A 17,856-nucleotide genomic window follows, 5' to 3' on the forward strand; every position below is an offset into this window, starting at 1 on the left:
GGCAGCCATGCAAGTTCATTCTTTCTTAGATAGAGACACAGAAACCTACACACATGTACTGGCTGATGTCGAGCAGCAGCTATGTGCCATGATTGATCCAGTATTAAACTTTGATGCAAAATCAGGTAGGACGAGCACAAGCAGCGTTGACGAGGTCATTGAGTTCGTACGTGAGCGCGGTTGGGCGCTGAAATACATTATTGAGACGCACGCTCATGCGGATCATTTATCGGCGGCGATCCATGTCAAAGAAAGCCTGGGTGGACAATTGGTCATCGGTCAGCACATCACTGAAGTACAAAAAATATTTAAGCAAATCTTTAACTTTGATACCAGTTTCCGCACCGATGCCAGTCAGTTTGATATTTTGACAGACGATGGTGAGACGTTAGCGCTCGGCAGTATTACAATCACAGCCATGTATGTGCCAGGTCATACTCGTGCTGATATGGCCTATGTGGCGGCTGATAATGAGAAAACAGTGGTGTTCGTCGGCGATACGTTATTTGCCCCTGATGTGGGCACGGCTCGCTGTGATTTCCCAGGTGGTGACGCAAAGACGCTTTATCGCTCTATCCAAAAACTGCTCGCACTCCCTGAAGATACTGTGATGTATCTGTGCCATGACTATCCGCGTGAGAGTCGCCAGCACTGCCCAACGACTACCGTTGCTGCCCAAAAATTAGAAAATATCCATGTCAAAGACAGTATCAACGAAGCAGAGTTTGTGCAAATGCGTGAGCGCCGCGATGCGACCTTGGACATGCCGCGTCTGATTATACCAGCGGTACAAGTGAATATTGATGCGGGGAACTTTCCCGCGCCAGAGGACAACGGTACGCGCTATCTAAAAGTACCTATCAATGTCCTTGGTGAATAAATCAAAGCGTGTCATGACTAAAAAATATGATATATCGTATCGCGCTGTAGGGTAGGCACTTATCTATAAATGACTATGCTAAAATTATTGATACAAACCGATCGAGACACTCCAGAACAATTAAAATAGGACACAGATAATGAGTGAATACAGTTTTCATTTAGTATGCCTGCATTGCCAGGCCACCAACCGTGTTCCGGCTGCACGGCTAAGCGCTGCACCGAAGTGTGGCAAGTGTGGTCAGGCATTGTTGACCGCAAGCCCGCATGAGCTTAATGCACAGACGGCCAATAAGGTTATCCAAAAAAACGACGTATTGACCATCGTAGATTTTTGGGCGAGCTGGTGCCAGCCGTGCATTATGATGGCACCAGAGTTCAAGACGGCTGCTGGTCAATTGCCGCAGGTAGTGTTTGCCAAAGTACAGACGGATAAATATGAGCAAGCGGCAGCCCCTTATAATATCCGAAGCTTACCGACGATGGTTGCCTTTAGAAATGGTAAGGAAGTCGCGCGTCAGTCAGGCGCACTACCAAGCAATCAAATCATCCAGTGGGTGCAAAGCCTGCAGGCGTAAGGCTTAGTAAAGTAGTATTACTCAGATTAGATTATGACTCATCAAAGTTATAGCTATAAAAAAGCCAATATGCTGAGCGCGTATTGGCTTTTTTGTTATGTCACGATTCTATCTTAACGAGAGTGCAGATCGCTAAATCTTATTCACCATAAATCTTGATGCCATTGGCAAAACTACAACGTTGAATACGGGCAGATTGGACAATCGCATCGCGCTCACCATAGAGCCGCGATAACTTTGCGTCACGCGCTTTGGTATTATTGCTTTTGCCAACCCCAAAGCTAATATTGGGAGAGATACCCCAGCGTCCTGCAGAAATCCCCACGCCCACGCCGGACGCTGCAAAAGTAGATTGCTCATTGCGCGCCGCTTCGACATAACGGTTGACGCGATTGTATTCTTGGCTCAATGCTTGGCAATCATAGTTTTGATAAGTGCTGGGCGGCACATATTGCGGCGTGACATTGCCCGTAGAGGCACAGCCTGAGAGCGCAAAAACGCCAACTGTTGCCAGTAGTGTCGCCTTGGTAAACGTTTTCATAGTGGCTCCATTAAGCTAAGTAATTGTATTTATATCTATTTAAGATAGCAAAAATAGCATGTTTAAGATATTGAAAAAATATAAATGGTTTAATATTTTACGGTCTTATCAATACGTCTGCTTGTGCGATAGCAATACAATATTTACTCAAAATATTAAAGCGCTGCTACAACGACAATTGCTTATCAGAATAGGTTGGCGGGTTTGACAAAGGCGAGTATTACAATGCCAACATATGCGATAGCTGAAATCAGGATACCTGTTTTGCTCTGAGTGGGTGTCGCATGGGCATTAAAGGCTTTGATGCTTGAGCTAATCGCTGCGATAAGTAAGATGATTTTGGCAAATACCCACTGTACAGGCGCATTAACACTCATCAGTTGCATGAGCATGATCGCACCTGACAGGATCAGTAATGCATATATAATATGAGTGGCGATTTTGACCACGCGTGGCGCGCGTCTATTTGCGCTGAGCACTAAGTAGCTCTGATATAAGAACAGCACAATGGTCAGTACTGCCATCAGCATGTGTAGATGTTTCATCGAATATTGCTCCTGCTAGAACTGCATTATATGGGCTTATTTAAAACATTTTATTGTCAGCTATTTATTTTGACCCGCGCATAATGGACTGTCAGGGCTTTGACCTTGCCACTCTGTCGGTGTATAAGCATGAATGGCTAAGGCATGTACTTGACCGCCTTGTGACGTTAATAAAGGCGTAACCAATCCATATATTAGCTGATGACGCCCGACCAGTCGCTTGCCCTCGAATGCCTCACTGACAATAGTGAGCTTAAAGTGGCTTTCTTTGCCTTCGAAATAGCCAGCATGGGCCATTGACTCATTGATTAGTTCAATGTGCTGCGGCTCTAGAGCCTGTAGCTTGGCATGAAGTGCATCGGCGGTAGGTGTAGTGCTCATAACAATCCTTCAATGTATATTGCGCAATTCTATTAGGCAATCTGCAAATGATATCTATCGGTATTATAGCAGACATAGAAACCAGTACAGCGCGCGTTTTAAGACCTCTTAAATTGTGACAACCATAAATAGTAAAAGTAAAAAAGCAAAGCGCAGCTCAGAGTCTGTACTTTGCTTTTTGGTATTTGCGCACTTCATGAGTCGTAGCTTAATACGCTAAGTCACGTGTTAACGACGCGCCTTTTGATACAGTGGCATTACTTTTGGCATCAATGATTGTAGCTCCGCGATACGGCTGCTGCTCGTTGGGTGAGTGCTTAGGAATTGAGGCGGCTCGCCTTGGCTCGCACGCTGCATTTTTTGCCATAAAGTAATAGCGGCCTGCGGGTTATAACCTGCGCGCGCCATTAACTCAAGACCAATTTGATCGGCTTCGCTCTCTTGGGTACGACTGTGCGGACGGCTCAAGCCTAGATCGCCAGCAACGCTTGCTAGCTGCGCTTGACCTTGTGATAGACCAAAGATACTAGCAGCAACACCGATACCTGTTTGGGTCGCGTATTCGCGTGAGATGCGTTCACGTGAGTGCTCACGTAATGCGTGAGAGATTTCATGACCCATGATCGCAGCAATCTCATCATCAGTTAAGTTCAGACGGTCAATGATGCCTGAGTAAAACATAACCTTACCACCTGGCATAACAAAAGCATTCAACTGATCAGATTTGATCGTGTGTACTTCCCATTTCCATCTTGCTGCATCTGCACGATAAACACCCACTTGACCAACCAAACGATTAGCAATGTTTTTCAAGCGATTCAATTGGGCGGTATTGGTATCTAATACACCTTTTGATCTTGCATCTTGCAGTGTCTTCGCGTAGCTCTGTGCTGACAGTTGCAATACCTGCTCGCTAGAAACCAACAATAACTGCTGACGATCGACGCCGACGGCACCAGTATTGGTCGTACTGGTACAGCCTGTCAATGTTAGCGCGGACAATGAAGCCGCCATCACACCAGTGGTCAATAGTTTTTTCATAAAAAGCATCCTCTCGATAAATAATAAAAAGAAAAATCAAACAAAGTAAATCGGGTTGCAGCAAGTAATGGCGCTATTTTTTATGGCTCTTTATCGACGTCCAATCACCTACTAAGACAGTAAAAGCCTGTTAGAGCTATCATTGTAAATAAGTATAATAATGTTAACCAAGTAAAACCAAGATAGGAAAAGTAACAATAGAGCGTATGATTGTAAGTGAAATAGACATTGTTCATAATGAAGTAACGTTTTGCTTTTAGTGATAGCAAAAAAATTTATAATCTTTTACAAACGTGACGTAAGGTAAACTATGGACTGATAGGGTTTAACCGAAGTAGTAGGTATCAATGTCAGAGGATAAACCTTAAAGTGCTATTATTAATATGAAATAATTTATATTTTTCTAAAAGAAATTCCGTTTTTAAATCAATTGCTTATGTGGTATTTTCTCAAAAACGAAGGTCTGGACTGGAAATATCAGCCATAATTTTTAAAAAAGGTGTTGACACCCACAGAATATTTGCTAAAATAGCCAGCCTATCGAGACGGAGTAGTTGTTAACAACACGATGATTCGATAATAAGCGGGAATAGCTCAGTGGTAGAGCATAACCTTGCCAAGGTTGGGGTCGAGAGTTCGAATCTCTTTTCCCGCTCCAAATATGGCTTGAAAAAGCACAAAAAGCCTCACTTTATAGTGAGGCTTTTTTTTATGTGTAAAATCCGACTTAGCGCTACTTTTTAGATAAATAACCGAAGGCAAAGGACAGATCGACGCTCTATGGAAAGAAGAGAATATAGCAATAGCTGTCATGGGTGCTATGCACTAGGCGTATCAACTTAAATACTTGAGTGCTTTTGTAAATACCCCATTCTTAACACAACATCATCGTAGAATAACTAAGCCACCTGCCTGTACTCAGCAGGTGTCATATCATTAAGTGAATCATGGGGTCTTTCGTTGTTATAAACCTTGATCCATTCCTCAGTCAGTTGAGTAACTTCATTTAAATCATTGAATAAATAACAGTCTAAAACCTCATTGCGGTAACTGCGATTAAACCGTTCAATATAAGCATTCTGATAAGGACAGCCAGGCTCAACATAGACACCATGAACTGATGCCCAATCAGTGAATACGCTAGATGTAAACTCACTGCCGTTATCCACACGAATTTGCTTAGGATAGCCATGCCACTCGGCTAGCTGGTCAAGGTAGCGAATTACTCGGAGTGAAGGCATACTGGTACCAATATCAATGCCTAATATAGTCAATCCATTATAAAAGCGTTACAGCGTTAACCTTGCTTGAAGTATGACAGATACATCTGCACTCGGCTGCCTTGTACCACTCTCAAATTGGATCAACTATACTTCACGGTTGTAATCATCAATCACATTAAAGGTTCGAAAGCGAATAGTGTTGTGTAGTCTGTCGCTCATAAAGTCCATAGACCATGTGTGCCCTAATGTATTTGGCACACTTAGCGGCTGGGGGTTACGTGCTGGTAGCCGTCTTTTAGACTTACGGCGTAGGTCTAAGTTTAACGCTGTATAAACTCGATGTACGCGCTTATGATTCCATGAATAGCCAAGCTTACGTATACGTTTAAAGCACTTTGGAAAGCCCCAGCGATTGTGCTTGTCAGTAAGCTCATTTAAGACATCAACAATCTCACTATCATCAAATAGCTTAGGCTTATAGTAGTAAGCGGTTCGACTCATGCAGACCACCTGACAACTCACTGCAATGCTGACATCATACTGCGCCTGTAATTCTTGCGCCCAGACTTTGCGCTCGGGTACAGGCGCTATAGCTTTTTTATGATCTCTTCCTGCATTTGCGCTTTGAGGCTTAAATCAGCATACATCTGTTTGAGCCTACGGTTTTCTTCTTCAAGCTCTTTTAATCGCTTAACATCAGAAGCTTCCATACCACCGTACTTGGGTCTAACTTCGCTATCGCTTCGTCTTGCGTCACTAAAACAGTCTCCCAGACTGTTTCTTAACGTTCCTCATTATAAAAGTCGAGCTAGCAATCCCGTATTTACGGCACAGCTCTTTAGCAGGTATTCCAGCTTCTGCTTCTTTTAAAATGGATACTATTTGGGTCTCAGTCATTCGTTTGCTCATATCAAAACTCCTGCTGGTATTTTAGCAGTTAGTTTCTACTTTTAAGTGTTATTATTTTTTGGGGTGATTACCATTTAACGTCAAAAAAGTAGTTTCTAGGCTCTAAAATATAATCATTATTAATTAGTATGATTTTTCCTACCCAGTGGTCGTTATTTCTCCTTGAATGGTCGAGTAGAAACGTGATCTGACCCCGTATATAGAATATAATAACAGTCACTACGGAAATTTGTTTACGATTACGCTATAGTTCCTGTACCTAAAAATACATTTAATTATTCGTATTCAATTATCATAATTCCTTAAGTGTAAGTAAGCATATTTAAGTTATACTAATGTTTATATAGTCAATTCAGCTTAACATAATTTGATATTGCTCGATTGTGCAAGTGTCTCTAATCGAGAATTATCTCAACACAAAAAAATAGGAAAAAGTATGTCAAATATCAATGAGTCTTTACAAGAGTTAATGGATCTTGATGGTGCGATGGGTGCCTGCATTGTGGATTATATGTCAGGTATGGTGTTAGGCACGATTGGTGGCGGTGTCGATCTTGAGCTAGCTGCTGCCGGTAACTCACAAGTTGTAAAGGCAAAAGTAGCAACGATGAAATCACTCGACATCAAAGGTGAAATCGAAGATATGTTGATCACACTAGAGTCTCAGCTACACATCATTCGTCCGACAGCCAGTCATGAAGATTTATTTATCTACTTAGTACTTGATAAATCAAAAGCGAACCTTGCATTGGCACGCCGTAAAGTACAGTCAATCGAAAGCAAACTAGAAATATAATTTGGCCAAAATCAATTGAGCCAGTCACTATAGTGAAACCATTATAAAATGGTATAGCAAGATTAAACGCTATTTTTCGCAGCCTCTGGAGACGCAGTCACAGCAAGCAAGAAAAGTAGCGTTTAATCGAGCGGGTTTCCTATGCTGTATCAATTTTATTGAGGTTCTACTATAGTTTATTGATTCTGCCTTATTACATCTGATGTATTACCTAGGATACACAATAAGGTCAAATTCGTTATATACAGTATGTATATAACGAATTATTAATTTATATATAATTATAAGAACTTAATTAAGTTTTAGATGTTCTATCAAATGGTGGCAAAATGAAATGTATTGCATACGTCAGCAGAGTGCCTCTTAAAGATCGCAGTATTCGTATGCCTAGTGGGTTATCAGACATCATTAGCGTCTCTAGTAAGCATAATCCACAGTCACACATCACAGGCATCATATCCTATCGTGAAGGGCAGTATCTTCAGGTGCTGGAAGGTCCTGATATTGAAGTAGATAGACTGATGGCTAAGATATCATCTGATACTAGGCATGAAAATATCTGGGTTTTTCTGAATAAAAGTGTAACTGAACGTAGCTTTCGTAATTGGGGCATCAGCGTGTTCGATTTTGTGGATCAAGGCGCTTTTTTTGATGATTTTATTGAAAAAAATAGCGTTGTCTTAAACAGTTTCGATGAGCAGCAAACAAAACGTATTCAGCCATTTTTTGATATACACAAGTCTAATACCGCCTCCCAAAAGGATTATAAAGGTAAAAGTCTTAAATTATTGGCTTGGCCTGACCTAAATCATGTCAGTAATCCTCAAATGATTATGGATTTATGTGTCAAACTGACAAAAAAACCTTATCCGTTTGATACATTGGTCGCTAGTGGTGAGTTTGGTTCGTCTCCTCAAGTCACAGAAATAATCAATGGGTTTGATCAATCAGGTATACTGAGCGTGACAGAGACACAGCCGTTAGACGAGCCAAAGGTTAATGAAAAAAAGCCTAATAAGTTTTATGGCGCGATCAAGAAATTCTTAGGAATGAGGTAAAAAATTGAATTATCAGAAGTTAGCTATCATTGGTGAAGTAGGTGCTGGAAAAACTCGAATGGTTAAGACGTTGAGTGAAATCAGCCCTTTTGAAACAGAGGCAAGATCGAGTATCGATATTGGTAAAGAGTACACGACTGTCGGTATTGATTATGGCAGAATTACTTTATCTGATGATATGGCACTAGGTATCTATGGAGTTCCAGGTCAAGAGCGTTTTTCTTTTTTGTGGGAATTTGTCAACCACTCTTTGTGGGGTTTGCTCATCTTAATCAAGCATGGCGAGACGCCTGATTATGCAAATTTAGATAAACTGCTACACTTTTTTGCACCAGCAAAAAAGCAGACGACCTGTATCGTTGGTATTACTCACTGCGAAGATGCCGATAAACAAAGCGTGGCTGTGCTCGGACAAGAGATCAGAGTCATGCTGATGGAACACGATATAGTCGCGCCTGTGATCAATGTAGATCCAAGAAACAAAGAGTCCGCTGTGTCTCTATTATCATTATTTAATACCCTGAACAATCAAGGTTGATGTTAGATATGACTACACAAAACGAAAAATCACCTGCAAAAATAGCACTTTTGGGTCACATGAAAGCGTTGTGTGAGGCCAATAGAGAAATCGTATTGGTCAGCTTATGCACCACAGATGGTTTTCCTATTAGCTGCTTCTCGATCAAAGAGTTGAGCAACCAATCTGACAAGTTTGCGGCGATGAGCAGTACGCTATCAGCGCTCAGCGACTCATCAGCTGCCCAGATGAAACAAGGTAAGTGCGATATCACAATCGTTGAAGCCACGTCTGGCAATATGCTATTTGTCAAAACAGACTATATCGGCAAACCATGTGTATTGACCGTTGTGGCACAAGACAAGATGGCATTAGCAGAAGCAAGATATAAGACTAAGAAGCTGATTGGTGAAATCTCATCTATTACCGAGTAACGTGAAATTATTGCTAGTAGATCGCTTCTTAGAGCTACAACGCTATACTTTGTAAAAGATTAGGGCGTGTTGAACATTCGCAAATAGGCACTGCTGATCGCTAAAATTGTTCCAGACAAGGCACAAAGCGACGATAATGCAGATGCCTTAGCGAGATTTGTAACGCAGTATGGGGCAATTTTAGCATCAGCCCCAACGATAAAAGCAGGGGACAGGACTCTTTTTTGCCGCTTCATCGTTAAAAATAAGCGCTTAGAGTGACTAAACTTATTATTTTTAACATCGAATCGCCTAAAAAATAGTCGCTGTCAGTGCCATGGTCGAATGTTCAACACGCCCTAACCTTGCTTAATCAAATCTTATCAAAAATCATCCCAATACGGATGATCACCAAAGCGCTCAGCAATGAAGTCAATCAAATAACGACAACGCTGCGATAAAAACCGATTTTTTGGATAGACGGCATAAGCGTTTAGTATTGGCAATTGATACTGCTGCAAAATCGGTACAAGCTCGCCACGTGCCAGCTTTTTATAAGCGATGAAAGTTGGAATGACGGTAATGCCATGTCCTTTTACTGCCAAATCCGTTAAAAACTCACCATTGGTGGCTTTAATTTTGGCGTTCATCGCGTGATAATGCTTTTTTCCTTGTGCGTCAATCAGCTCTATATTGTTTGTTTGACCAAGACTGTATTGCAAAAACTCATGCCCCTCCAAATCTTCTAATGTATGAGGTGTGCCCATTTTTTTTAAATAGTCGGGACTGGCGCAGATGACGCAACGAATCCGTGCCAGCGGCTTTGCTTGATAACTAGAATCTCGTAGCTCTCTGATTCGAATAGCCAGCTCATATCCTTCTTCAATCAGATCAACATGCCGATCAGAAAAATCCAATTCAAACTTCAGGTTTGGGTGCTGATTGGCATATTCATCAATCACATCAGTCAGATGCATAAGACCAAACGATAATGGCGCGGTCATCTTTAGCGTACCCCCAATGCGCGTTGGCGTATCATTGGTAGTCTCGTTCAAGGCATCAACCGCGTTTAAGATACTGTTGACCTGCTGATAATACTGCTCACCTGCTTGTGTCAAGTGAGAGTGGCGCGTCGTACGGCTAATCAACTGAGTGCCTAGGCGCGCCTCCAAGTCTTTTAGGCGGCGGCTAACGGCTGACTTTGCAATATTTAATTGTTCGGCGGCTTTAGTGATGCTGCCTGCCTCGACAATGCGTACAAACATCGCCATGTCTTCTAACTGTCCCATTATCGATGCCTCATTATTGTTCTAATAAAAAGAATAGTTATTTGCACTTATGTCTGTTTATCTCTATATAGTCAACAATTATAATAGATACATTGTTCAATCACGTGAATTAATAACAAATATATAGATAATAAACGTATGGACAGTTAAGGATAAATAATGAAAACGATCTATCATGCAGCAGACTCACGCGGCGATGCCAATCACGGCTGGCTAAAAAGCCGTCATACCTTTAGTTTTGCCAATTACTATAATCCTGAGCGTATGGGCTTTGGTGTTTTACGTGTCATCAATGATGATTTTGTCATTGGTGGTCAAGGGTTTGGCAAGCACTCACACCGTGATATGGAAATTATCAGCATTCCTCTAGCTGGCAAACTTGCGCATGGCGATAGCATCGGTAATGAGGGCATGATTGAGACGGGTGAGATCCAAGTCATGTCAGCGGGCACAGGCATCACTCATAGTGAAATGAATGGCAGTCGTGAAGAAGCTGTGAGATTTTTACAGATCTGGGTCGTGCCAAATAAAATGAGTGTTGCTCCTCGCTATCAGCAAGTGCACATGGGGACCATCATGACGCCCAATGAATTCAATCAGGTGCTATCACCAAATGCAGATGATGCAGGGGTTTGGATTCATCAAGATGCTTGGTTCAGTATGGGAGAGTTTGATGAAGGCGTGACGCAGACCTACCAACTAAACAATCCTAATAATGGTGTTTATATTTTTGTGATTGCAGGAACAGTCGTGATAGACGGTAACATTTTGTCTACTCGAGACGGCCTTGGGGTTTGGGATACTAAGCACTTCACTATGGAAGTGAAAGAGGCGGCAACAGTATTAGTGATGGAAGTGCCGCTTTCTATGTAGATCACGGGTGAGCGCCGTAGCATCGTTCGCTCGCTCGACTAACCGCATACAGATCAAAAGGTGCCACATGACGATTAGAACTCTAGAGCCACGATCAACGGAGGTTGGTGGTGTTCCTATCGCACGGTTATTACCCAATAAAGGCAAACAACCGATTGGCGCATGGTGCTTTTTGGATCACGCAGGGCCAGCTGAGTTTGCTCAAGATGATTTAGGGGTTCAAGTTGGTCGCCACCCCCATACCAATCTACAAACTTTTAGCAGGATGATTGATGGTGAGATTTTACATAAGGACAGCTTGGGTAGCGAGCAAGTCATTGCCAAAAACCAAGTCAACCTCATGACAGCTGGTACAGGATTGAATCAAGGTATTAGCCATACAGAGCAAAGCGTTTTTTTGGACAATGCTGACTCAAGCGCTGCTCATCGCCACATCAATATGATACAGCTATGGATAGCTTTACCCACTGACCAGCAGATTGAACGCAGTTTTCATCATTACCCAGAGCTGCCAGCATGGACTGAGGGCAACGTCGAGCTGATTCTGACCACGGGTAGTTATCAATCAGCATCTGGTGAGCACCATCAAGCGCCAACGCTGCAGTACTCAAAGATAGTTGGTATCGATGTACATTTTTTAGAAGATGGAGACGTCACGCTGAATTTGGAGGCGAGCTTTGAGTACGGTATTTTAGTGGTTGTCGGTGCGCTAGAGTCTGAAGGTCAAGTATACAAGAAAGACCAGTTATTACGTTTTCATCGTACAGACGTTTCTAACGATACAACGATAACGCTGGTCGCAAACAAGGGCACACGTTTGATGTTCATTGGTGGGGAGCCTCTAAACAACCAAGTATTACTGTGGTGGAATTTTGTCGCTGACAACAAAGAGGAGCTCAAGCAATAGGTCATTGATTGGAACAATGGTCATGAGCGTTTTGGTGAAGTGGATTCTGATATGCAGCGTCTGGTGGCACCAGAACTACCCAAAGGCTTCAAAGGTTAACCACTAATACGCAAAATTTATTAACCTATTTTTCAAAGGTAATCATCATTGTTAAGTTTTTTTTACAAAAAATACATGGGGTTTTAGGTAAATTGTTCCGATAATAGCCCACATAAATAAACTGTTTTATAACGACTTGTTGATCACAAGATCGACAAGGTCTATCAACCCAGAGCAAATCATTCCTACAACAATATGGAGAAGTACGATGTCAGAACTAAAAGACTTACAACAATTAGCAGAAAAGCGCCGTTCTATATACGCACTCAGCGACCAGCTGCCAGTATCTAACGATGAAGTCGTAAAAGTAGTTGAGCATGCTGTCTTGCATACACCATCATCATTTAACTCGCAATCAACGCGTGTCGTTGTGTTATTCGGCGATGATCATCACAAACTATGGGATATGACTGAAGAGACCTTACGCGCTATCGTCGGTGACGAAGAAGCGTTTAAATCTACCAAAGATAAAATTGCTGGCTTTAGATCGGGTGCTGGCACCGTACTATTCTTTGAAGACCAAGCAGTGGTAAGAGGCATGCAAGAAGCAGCGCCTTTATACGCTGAAAATTTCCCAATTTGGTCAACTCAAACCAACGCAATGCATCAATACGTCATCTGGACGGCACTAGCAAGCATTGATGTCGGTGCAAACTTGCAGCATTACAATCCAGTGATCGATCAGAAAGTCGCGAGCACTTGGAATGTTGATGCAGATTGGGAGCTAAAAGCACAGCTGGTATTTGGTAAGATTGAGCAGCCAGCAGGCGACAAAGAATTCAAGCCACTTGATGAGCGTATGAAAGTGTTTGGTGCTTAATGTTGTTGTTTGAGAATAGACAACCTATGGCCTTGCTTAGGAAGTTTGCTAAATAAACTACAGAGCACGTAAAAAACGCCACCCAAGCATCGGGTGGCGTTTTTTTATGAATAAAGGGTAAAGACAGCAAAGCTACATTGGATATTTGCAGAACTGATGCGACAATTTAATGATTATTTACGTTGCATCAAACTGTTGGCGACCCATGCTGGACCGATTAATAAAAACTGTAAATCTTCAAAAAACGAGGGTTTTTTGCCTTCGATTTTATGACCAATAAACTGACCAATCCAAGCAACAACAAATACTGCCGCCCACGCTTTGAATCCCCATGGCATAGCCGCCATAACCGACAGACAAATCAGAATAAACAGCCCCATTGCCAAAAATAGCGGGGTCGATAAGCGTATATAAAATAATAAGACTAATGCGCTCAGTACGAGAGTAAACCATACAGACAGCGACATTCCCATCCCCAACAAACTCACAAAAATCGTCGGCACACATAGCCAATGGATTTTCTTATTAATCAGGTTTTGGTGACTGACCGCATACTCACTGAGCCACTGCTCAAGCGTGCGTTTGGACATTTTGGGTTGACGAGACATACTAACCTCCTTGTTAGTAAATGAAATAAGACGCCGACATGCGCTATCAATTTAAATATTAACATGCGCAATTAGTACCAGTTGTAGCACTAATTGCGCGTGTCCACCATGTTATCTGTTAGACGGCACAGTCAATTTCGCTCGTATTGCCAATGCGATATTGGTAAGACTTATCTCAATATCTCAAACGCTTTTTTCTACAGATGTTGCTATTAACCTCGTTCGCTGCGATGCCACTCATAGAGACCGACAAAGGCGTTTACCTGATACACCATGGTTTGAATCGCAAAAATATAGTTGCCAGACATGAGATTGACGATCAGCCAGACAAAGTTGACGATGATCCATAACCACCAGTTAAAGGAATAACGCAGAATCATGGCTGCCTGAGCGGTAATAGACAGCACAAAGGCAATGACGTTGATCCAAAAGAAAGAGATAAATCCCAAAAACAGACTATTATCATCCTCGACGACCGCATAACCGTAGCTCGCCAGTAGATCATTGACGGTTGGGAAAAGGGCAAGACCGATGATGATAAATGCGGCAGTGATCAACCACACCGCTTTGCTCGCTGATTTTGGGATCATGTCGCCATCAGGGTCGGTGTGTTTTGACCAATAAAAAATGCCATAGACATGGGTAAAAAAGTTAAATAGAGGCGCGAGCATCAGACCTACGGCGCCAGATGTGGCCTGTACAATGACTTCTCCTGCGGTTGCGCCCATACCAAAGCCATTGCCCATGACGTTTTTTCGAAAAGATAGTGACACCACACAAATCAGACCAATAAACGAGACAGCCAAGTAAAACCAATCAAGCGTGGTATGGTCGGTTGTGAGCCAAAAACCTGCGGACAGAGCAATGACCCCGCAAATAAACCAAACGATGATCCATTGCATTGACCATTCTCCGGTGATGTTATCCAGTAGCTGAATACGCATAAATTTTTCCTCTAAAATTGATACTGATTTCAATATAGTGCTAACGACAACATAATGTTAACTGTAACGCGCTAGCTGAATAAATGATGATAAATAGGGCACTCTTTGATGCCTCTTATAATGTTTTGCCATAGATATGCTGATCGATAAATTGCAGTGCTTGCTGATAACGAGCATCGTAATCGGGCTGGTCAATCATATGCGGCGCGATATCGTGACGCGCAAAAATATCTAGCAAGCGCTGCTCGAACCGTCCACGTGCTTCAGGCGTACCTAAAGAGCGCATGCCGTCATCAACCCATGGCGTATTATTATCGAGCATGATGGTGTGGTCTAAGCGAAACTCATCAACGCAAGCAGCGACAAAAGGATGCGTGCGACCTTCGTACTCTTCACAAAACGCTTGTGTGGTGACAAAATCCGTATCAACGATCGTAACCGGAGCTGTTGCATTGGCTTTAGCATCGCGTATCGCTTGCGCATGATCCAGACAAATAGGGCCGTAATCGCTGTACTGCAGCCCAACTTCGCTACCGCCCAAATCTGTGCCCACATACAGACGGCCCATCTCCAGCGCAAAGCTGGCACCATAGTAATTAGCCAGCTTATGCACCAGTGTTGTCTTGCCAGAGCTTTCGCCGCCGACAATCGCAACGGTTTTTGTATAGTTAGCGCGTGCCTCTGGATGGATTGCTGACCAATGGGCGACTGGTTCGCGAGCAATGGCGTACGAGTCGAACTCAGGCTGTAGCGTAGTAGTGACCACTTGTAAGATAAGTTGCTCTTGTAAATCACTCTGCGTCAGTGGGTGGTTCTCCGCCATAAACAATGCTGTCTCTGCAGGGAGTGCTAATGCCTTTATCAAGCGCTGCAATTTGACATTACTAGTCGCCACATCGATCCTGACATTTTCGCTACTATCATTACTATCATAAAGATGCTCATGAAGCGGTAACTCGATCTCATCAGTAGTATGAATATGAATAAATGGCAAATCCGCACAGGCCATCTGTAGCCAACGCGCTTTGTCTTGTAAGGTGATCGTAAAATCTGGATGCGGTGATGGATGCGTCATAATGACGATATGCAGGGTCTTTGCTTGTCCTGCTGCTTCTAATATGCTGCGCATTTGCCCCAAATGTAAGGGCTCAAAGTGTCCAATCATCAATCCGTTGTCGTACATAGCCATCCTTATTCTGTTTTGGGCTTATATTTGTTTCAGATTTAAGGATAAATTCTCTAAAACCTGAGTTACTTATGAGCATGGTATAAAGGTTTTGGAGGATTTACAGGTAGGTTATTGTAAATCTGACTTATATTTGACTCTTACGCAGATTATTATGTTTTTCATCAGCGGTTTTTGTGTGAATCTAAAAATAAAAAGCGAGTGATGATTTTTTGACAATTGAAGATTTGAGCATTTATTACCACTATCAAGTTGCTATCAAAACACCACTTATCTCTTTGATTCATTTAAAAAATAATGAACTGTGTAAATAGCTAAAGCAAGGTTTTAGCAACAAAGTAAATTCTGAAACATTTTGAAATAATTATTTAAAATCAGGGGCTTGCGTGGTGATATGACAGGTTAGGGCAAGCTTACGTATCATAAACTCACAAAGTACGTCTATACCTTCAACAGATAAATTCTCAAGAATTGATATACTTATTTATAAGTTGGCAAGGCAAGGTAGCCTTGAGACTAAAAAAGCAAGAAAAAATAAAAAATACATTATAAAAATAGATAACAGAGAGGTATTTAGTTTGGCTAAGTTAGCAAAATTACATCGCTCACAAAATAATCGCATGATAGCGGGCGTGATGGGCGGTATTGCAGAATATGTCGGCTGGTCACCTACGTGGGTCAGATTACTATTTGTAATTGTCTCGTCGCTAAGCGCTGCTGTACCGGGTATTTTGATCTATATCGTATTATGGATAGTCATGCCAAAAGCCAATAGCGATTCCTATCAGTAACCAAGCTTGATATTTAGGCATTAATACCCGTTAAAAGAAATAAATCTGTACCACAAGCAGTTGTCCAACAAGTAGTCTCCAAAAATAAAAAGCCTGAATCATCAGGATGCCCAAGATACAATTTTCCTCCTGCCCGAATGCTCACGCATTTGGGTATTTTTTTGTTTTCAAGATCAGTCGCCGGTCAGGCTTCTTTTATGTTAGTTCGGTCGTAAATCAGGGATATAGTCGCGTGTTTTTATCGACAACGCAAATTTAGTTAACGTAAATATGGATAAAATAGTCAATTTTTAGTAAGGTGAGCAGGCAAATAGCGTCGTTGCCAAATAGGTGATGAGTACTATCAGAGATTTATTTAATCATACCCATTTCACAGTGACTTACTATGAAAACCCAAACTATGACATCCGAAGCGACAACCCCGATGACACAAGACCAAACTCCTCAACCGATGACTTTTCAGGACTTAATCCTAACCTTACAGAATTATTGGGCTGACAAAGGCTGCGTGGTATTGCAACCTTACGATATGGAAGTCGGCGCGGGCACGTTTCATACCGCCACGTTTTTGCGCTCGTTAGGTCCTGAGCGTTGGAACGCTGCGTATGTACAGCCATCGCGTCGCCCGACTGATGGTCGCTACGGTGACAATCCAAACCGTTTACAACACTACTATCAGTTCCAAGTCGTACTAAAGCCGAACCCACCTAACATTCAAGAGCTATATCTGGACTCGCTACGCGCTATTGGTATCGATCCATTGGTGCATGATGTACGTTTTGTGGAAGACAACTGGGAATCACCAACGCTTGGCGCGTGGGGACTTGGCTGGGAGATTTGGCTTAACGGTATGGAAGTGACCCAGTTTACCTATTTCCAGCAAGTCGGCGGTATTGAGTGCTTCCCAGTCACTGGCGAGATCACTTACGGTCTTGAGCGCTTGGCGATGTATGTGCAGGGCGTTGATAGCGTCTATGACTTAGTCTGGGCAGATGGCGAGTTTGGCCGCGTCACCTATGGCGATGTGTTCCATCAAAACGAAGTTGAGCAATCGACCTACAACTTTGAGCACGCTGATGTGCCAATGATGGGTGAGATGTTTGATTTTTATGAGCAGCAAGCAGATAAGTTGGTTGAAGCAGGCCTGCCATTGCCAGCCTATGAGATGGTATTAAAAGCCTCTCATGCGTTTAACTTGCTTGATGCCCGCGGTGCGATTTCGGTCACTGAGCGTCAACGCTTTATTCTGCGTGTACGTACGCTTGCGCGTAAGGTTGCGTTTGGTTATGTCGAAGCTCGTGCCAAGTTAGGCTTCCCATTGGCTGATGAGGCGCACCGTGCCGAAGCTCTTGAGAAGTATTTGCCAAAAGAAGACGCGGCAACAGAAGGCTCATCAACAGACAGCTTAGCAAAAGAAACCACTGACAACAATCAACCGACGAACAAGCAATAGGAGCA

Annotated in this window: 23 protein-coding genes and 1 tRNA gene; 12 read left to right on the forward strand and 12 right to left on the reverse strand. The window is 42.6% G+C overall.

Annotation, left to right across the window (positions count from 1 at the left end):
* The first annotated feature begins 7 nt into the window (after nt 1-7).
* Nucleotides 8-880: an MBL fold metallo-hydrolase gene (locus AOT82_RS10980; RefSeq protein ID WP_071003011.1), complete on the forward strand. Its 873-nt coding sequence runs from the start codon at nt 8-10 to the stop codon at nt 878-880.
* 139 nt (nt 881-1,019) lie between these two features.
* On the forward strand, nt 1,020-1,457 hold the full coding sequence (gene trxC, locus AOT82_RS10985) for a thioredoxin TrxC (RefSeq protein WP_071003012.1): 438 nt from the start codon (nt 1,020-1,022) through the stop codon (nt 1,455-1,457).
* A gap of 139 nt (nt 1,458-1,596) precedes the next feature.
* Here the strand turns inward: trxC and AOT82_RS10990 are convergent, their stop codons facing one another.
* The 4 genes from AOT82_RS10990 to AOT82_RS11005 form a co-directional block, all read right to left on the reverse strand.
* Entirely contained in the window at nt 1,597-1,998 is a 402-nt protein-coding gene (locus AOT82_RS10990; protein ID WP_071003013.1) for a hypothetical protein, read from the reverse strand.
* A gap of 185 nt (nt 1,999-2,183) precedes the next feature.
* The gene (locus AOT82_RS10995; protein ID WP_071003014.1) at nt 2,184-2,543 is read right to left on the reverse strand and encodes a SirB2 family protein; all 360 of its coding nucleotides are present in this window, start codon (nt 2,541-2,543) and stop codon (nt 2,184-2,186) included.
* A 60-nt stretch (nt 2,544-2,603) separates the two neighbouring features.
* Nucleotides 2,604-2,924: a BolA family protein gene (locus AOT82_RS11000; protein WP_058025709.1), complete on the reverse strand. Its 321-nt coding sequence runs from the start codon at nt 2,922-2,924 to the stop codon at nt 2,604-2,606.
* A gap of 228 nt (nt 2,925-3,152) precedes the next feature.
* Nucleotides 3,153-3,965: a M48 family metallopeptidase gene (locus AOT82_RS11005; protein WP_071003015.1), complete on the reverse strand. Its 813-nt coding sequence runs from the start codon at nt 3,963-3,965 to the stop codon at nt 3,153-3,155.
* A 583-nt stretch (nt 3,966-4,548) separates the two neighbouring features.
* Here AOT82_RS11005 and AOT82_RS11010 point away from each other — a divergent pair.
* Nucleotides 4,549-4,623: transfer RNA gene (locus tag AOT82_RS11010), tRNA-Gly, on the forward strand.
* Nucleotides 4,624-4,864: 241 nt separating this feature from the next.
* Here the strand turns inward: AOT82_RS11010 and AOT82_RS14335 are convergent.
* The 4 genes from AOT82_RS14335 to AOT82_RS14350 form a co-directional block, all read right to left on the reverse strand.
* The gene (locus AOT82_RS14335) at nt 4,865-5,239 is read right to left on the reverse strand and encodes an integrase core domain-containing protein (RefSeq protein WP_442965701.1); all 375 of its coding nucleotides are present in this window, start codon (nt 5,237-5,239) and stop codon (nt 4,865-4,867) included.
* Nucleotides 5,240-5,332: 93 nt separating this feature from the next.
* Nucleotides 5,333-5,689: a hypothetical protein gene (locus tag AOT82_RS14340; protein ID WP_442965724.1), complete on the reverse strand. Its 357-nt coding sequence runs from the start codon at nt 5,687-5,689 to the stop codon at nt 5,333-5,335.
* Between the two features lie 86 nt (nt 5,690-5,775).
* Nucleotides 5,776-5,961 (reverse strand): transposase, encoded by a 186-nt coding sequence (locus AOT82_RS14345; protein ID WP_442965719.1) that lies wholly within the window; start codon nt 5,959-5,961, stop codon nt 5,776-5,778.
* On the reverse strand, nt 5,945-6,097 hold the full coding sequence (locus AOT82_RS14350) for a transposase (RefSeq protein WP_442965702.1): 153 nt from the start codon (nt 6,095-6,097) through the stop codon (nt 5,945-5,947). The genes AOT82_RS14345 and AOT82_RS14350 overlap by 17 nt, the downstream gene beginning before the upstream one ends.
* 436 nt (nt 6,098-6,533) lie before the next feature.
* Here AOT82_RS14350 and AOT82_RS11025 point away from each other — a divergent pair, with 436 nt between their 5' ends.
* The 4 genes from AOT82_RS11025 (at nt 6,534) to AOT82_RS11040 (ending at nt 8,902) form a co-directional block, all read left to right on the forward strand.
* Nucleotides 6,534-6,893: a hypothetical protein gene (locus AOT82_RS11025; protein WP_071003016.1), complete on the forward strand. Its 360-nt coding sequence runs from the start codon at nt 6,534-6,536 to the stop codon at nt 6,891-6,893.
* A gap of 329 nt (nt 6,894-7,222) precedes the next feature.
* Nucleotides 7,223-7,951: a BLUF domain-containing protein gene (locus AOT82_RS11030; protein ID WP_071003017.1), complete on the forward strand. Its 729-nt coding sequence runs from the start codon at nt 7,223-7,225 to the stop codon at nt 7,949-7,951.
* A 4-nt stretch (nt 7,952-7,955) separates the two neighbouring features.
* Nucleotides 7,956-8,489, forward strand: a complete 534-nt coding sequence (locus tag AOT82_RS11035) for a GTP-binding protein (protein ID WP_071003018.1) — start codon at nt 7,956-7,958, stop codon at nt 8,487-8,489.
* 8 nt (nt 8,490-8,497) lie between these two features.
* Nucleotides 8,498-8,902 (forward strand): roadblock/LC7 domain-containing protein, encoded by a 405-nt coding sequence (locus tag AOT82_RS11040; RefSeq protein ID WP_143007412.1) that lies wholly within the window; start codon nt 8,498-8,500, stop codon nt 8,900-8,902.
* 362 nt (nt 8,903-9,264) lie between these two features.
* On the opposite strand, the gene AOT82_RS11045 is transcribed toward AOT82_RS11040, so the two are convergent.
* On the reverse strand, nt 9,265-10,170 hold the full coding sequence (locus AOT82_RS11045) for a LysR family transcriptional regulator (RefSeq protein WP_071003020.1): 906 nt from the start codon (nt 10,168-10,170) through the stop codon (nt 9,265-9,267).
* A 159-nt stretch (nt 10,171-10,329) separates the two neighbouring features.
* Between AOT82_RS11045 and AOT82_RS11050 the strand changes: the two genes are divergently transcribed.
* The 3 genes from AOT82_RS11050 to AOT82_RS11060 all read left to right on the forward strand — a co-directional run bounded on the left by AOT82_RS11050 (nt 10,330) and on the right by AOT82_RS11060 (nt 12,869).
* The gene (locus AOT82_RS11050; protein WP_071003021.1) at nt 10,330-11,043 is read left to right on the forward strand and encodes a pirin family protein; all 714 of its coding nucleotides are present in this window, start codon (nt 10,330-10,332) and stop codon (nt 11,041-11,043) included.
* Nucleotides 11,044-11,110: 67 nt separating this feature from the next.
* Nucleotides 11,111-11,950, forward strand: coding sequence for a pirin family protein (locus AOT82_RS11055; protein ID WP_237182779.1), 840 nt, complete (start codon nt 11,111-11,113; stop codon nt 11,948-11,950).
* Between the two features lie 307 nt (nt 11,951-12,257).
* On the forward strand, nt 12,258-12,869 hold the full coding sequence (locus AOT82_RS11060; RefSeq protein ID WP_071003022.1) for a nitroreductase family protein: 612 nt from the start codon (nt 12,258-12,260) through the stop codon (nt 12,867-12,869).
* Nucleotides 12,870-13,042: 173 nt separating this feature from the next.
* On the opposite strand, the gene AOT82_RS11065 is transcribed toward AOT82_RS11060, so the two are convergent.
* The 3 genes from AOT82_RS11065 to nadR all read right to left on the reverse strand — a co-directional run bounded on the left by AOT82_RS11065 (nt 13,043) and on the right by nadR (nt 15,604).
* On the reverse strand, nt 13,043-13,477 hold the full coding sequence (locus AOT82_RS11065) for an Mpo1 family 2-hydroxy fatty acid dioxygenase (RefSeq protein ID WP_071003023.1): 435 nt from the start codon (nt 13,475-13,477) through the stop codon (nt 13,043-13,045).
* A 212-nt stretch (nt 13,478-13,689) separates the two neighbouring features.
* Nucleotides 13,690-14,421 carry a nicotinamide riboside transporter PnuC gene (gene pnuC, locus AOT82_RS11070; RefSeq protein ID WP_071003024.1) on the reverse strand — a complete coding sequence of 244 codons (732 nt, stop codon included), beginning with the start codon at nt 14,419-14,421 and terminating at the stop codon, nt 13,690-13,692.
* Nucleotides 14,422-14,536: 115 nt separating this feature from the next.
* Nucleotides 14,537-15,604: a multifunctional transcriptional regulator/nicotinamide-nucleotide adenylyltransferase/ribosylnicotinamide kinase NadR gene (gene nadR / locus AOT82_RS11075; RefSeq protein WP_071003025.1), complete on the reverse strand. Its 1,068-nt coding sequence runs from the start codon at nt 15,602-15,604 to the stop codon at nt 14,537-14,539.
* Between the two features lie 581 nt (nt 15,605-16,185).
* Between nadR and AOT82_RS11080 the strand changes: the two genes are divergently transcribed.
* Nucleotides 16,186-16,398 carry a PspC domain-containing protein gene (locus tag AOT82_RS11080; protein ID WP_071003026.1) on the forward strand — a complete coding sequence of 71 codons (213 nt, stop codon included), beginning with the start codon at nt 16,186-16,188 and terminating at the stop codon, nt 16,396-16,398.
* A 451-nt stretch (nt 16,399-16,849) separates the two neighbouring features.
* Nucleotides 16,850-17,851: a glycine--tRNA ligase subunit alpha gene (glyQ, locus tag AOT82_RS11085; RefSeq protein ID WP_223333560.1), complete on the forward strand. Its 1,002-nt coding sequence runs from the start codon at nt 16,850-16,852 to the stop codon at nt 17,849-17,851.
* Nucleotides 17,852-17,856 lie beyond the last annotated feature (5 nt).

Source organism: Psychrobacter sp. AntiMn-1, assembly GCF_001854065.1.
Taxonomy (GTDB): Bacteria; Pseudomonadota; Gammaproteobacteria; order Pseudomonadales; family Moraxellaceae; genus Psychrobacter; species Psychrobacter pacificensis.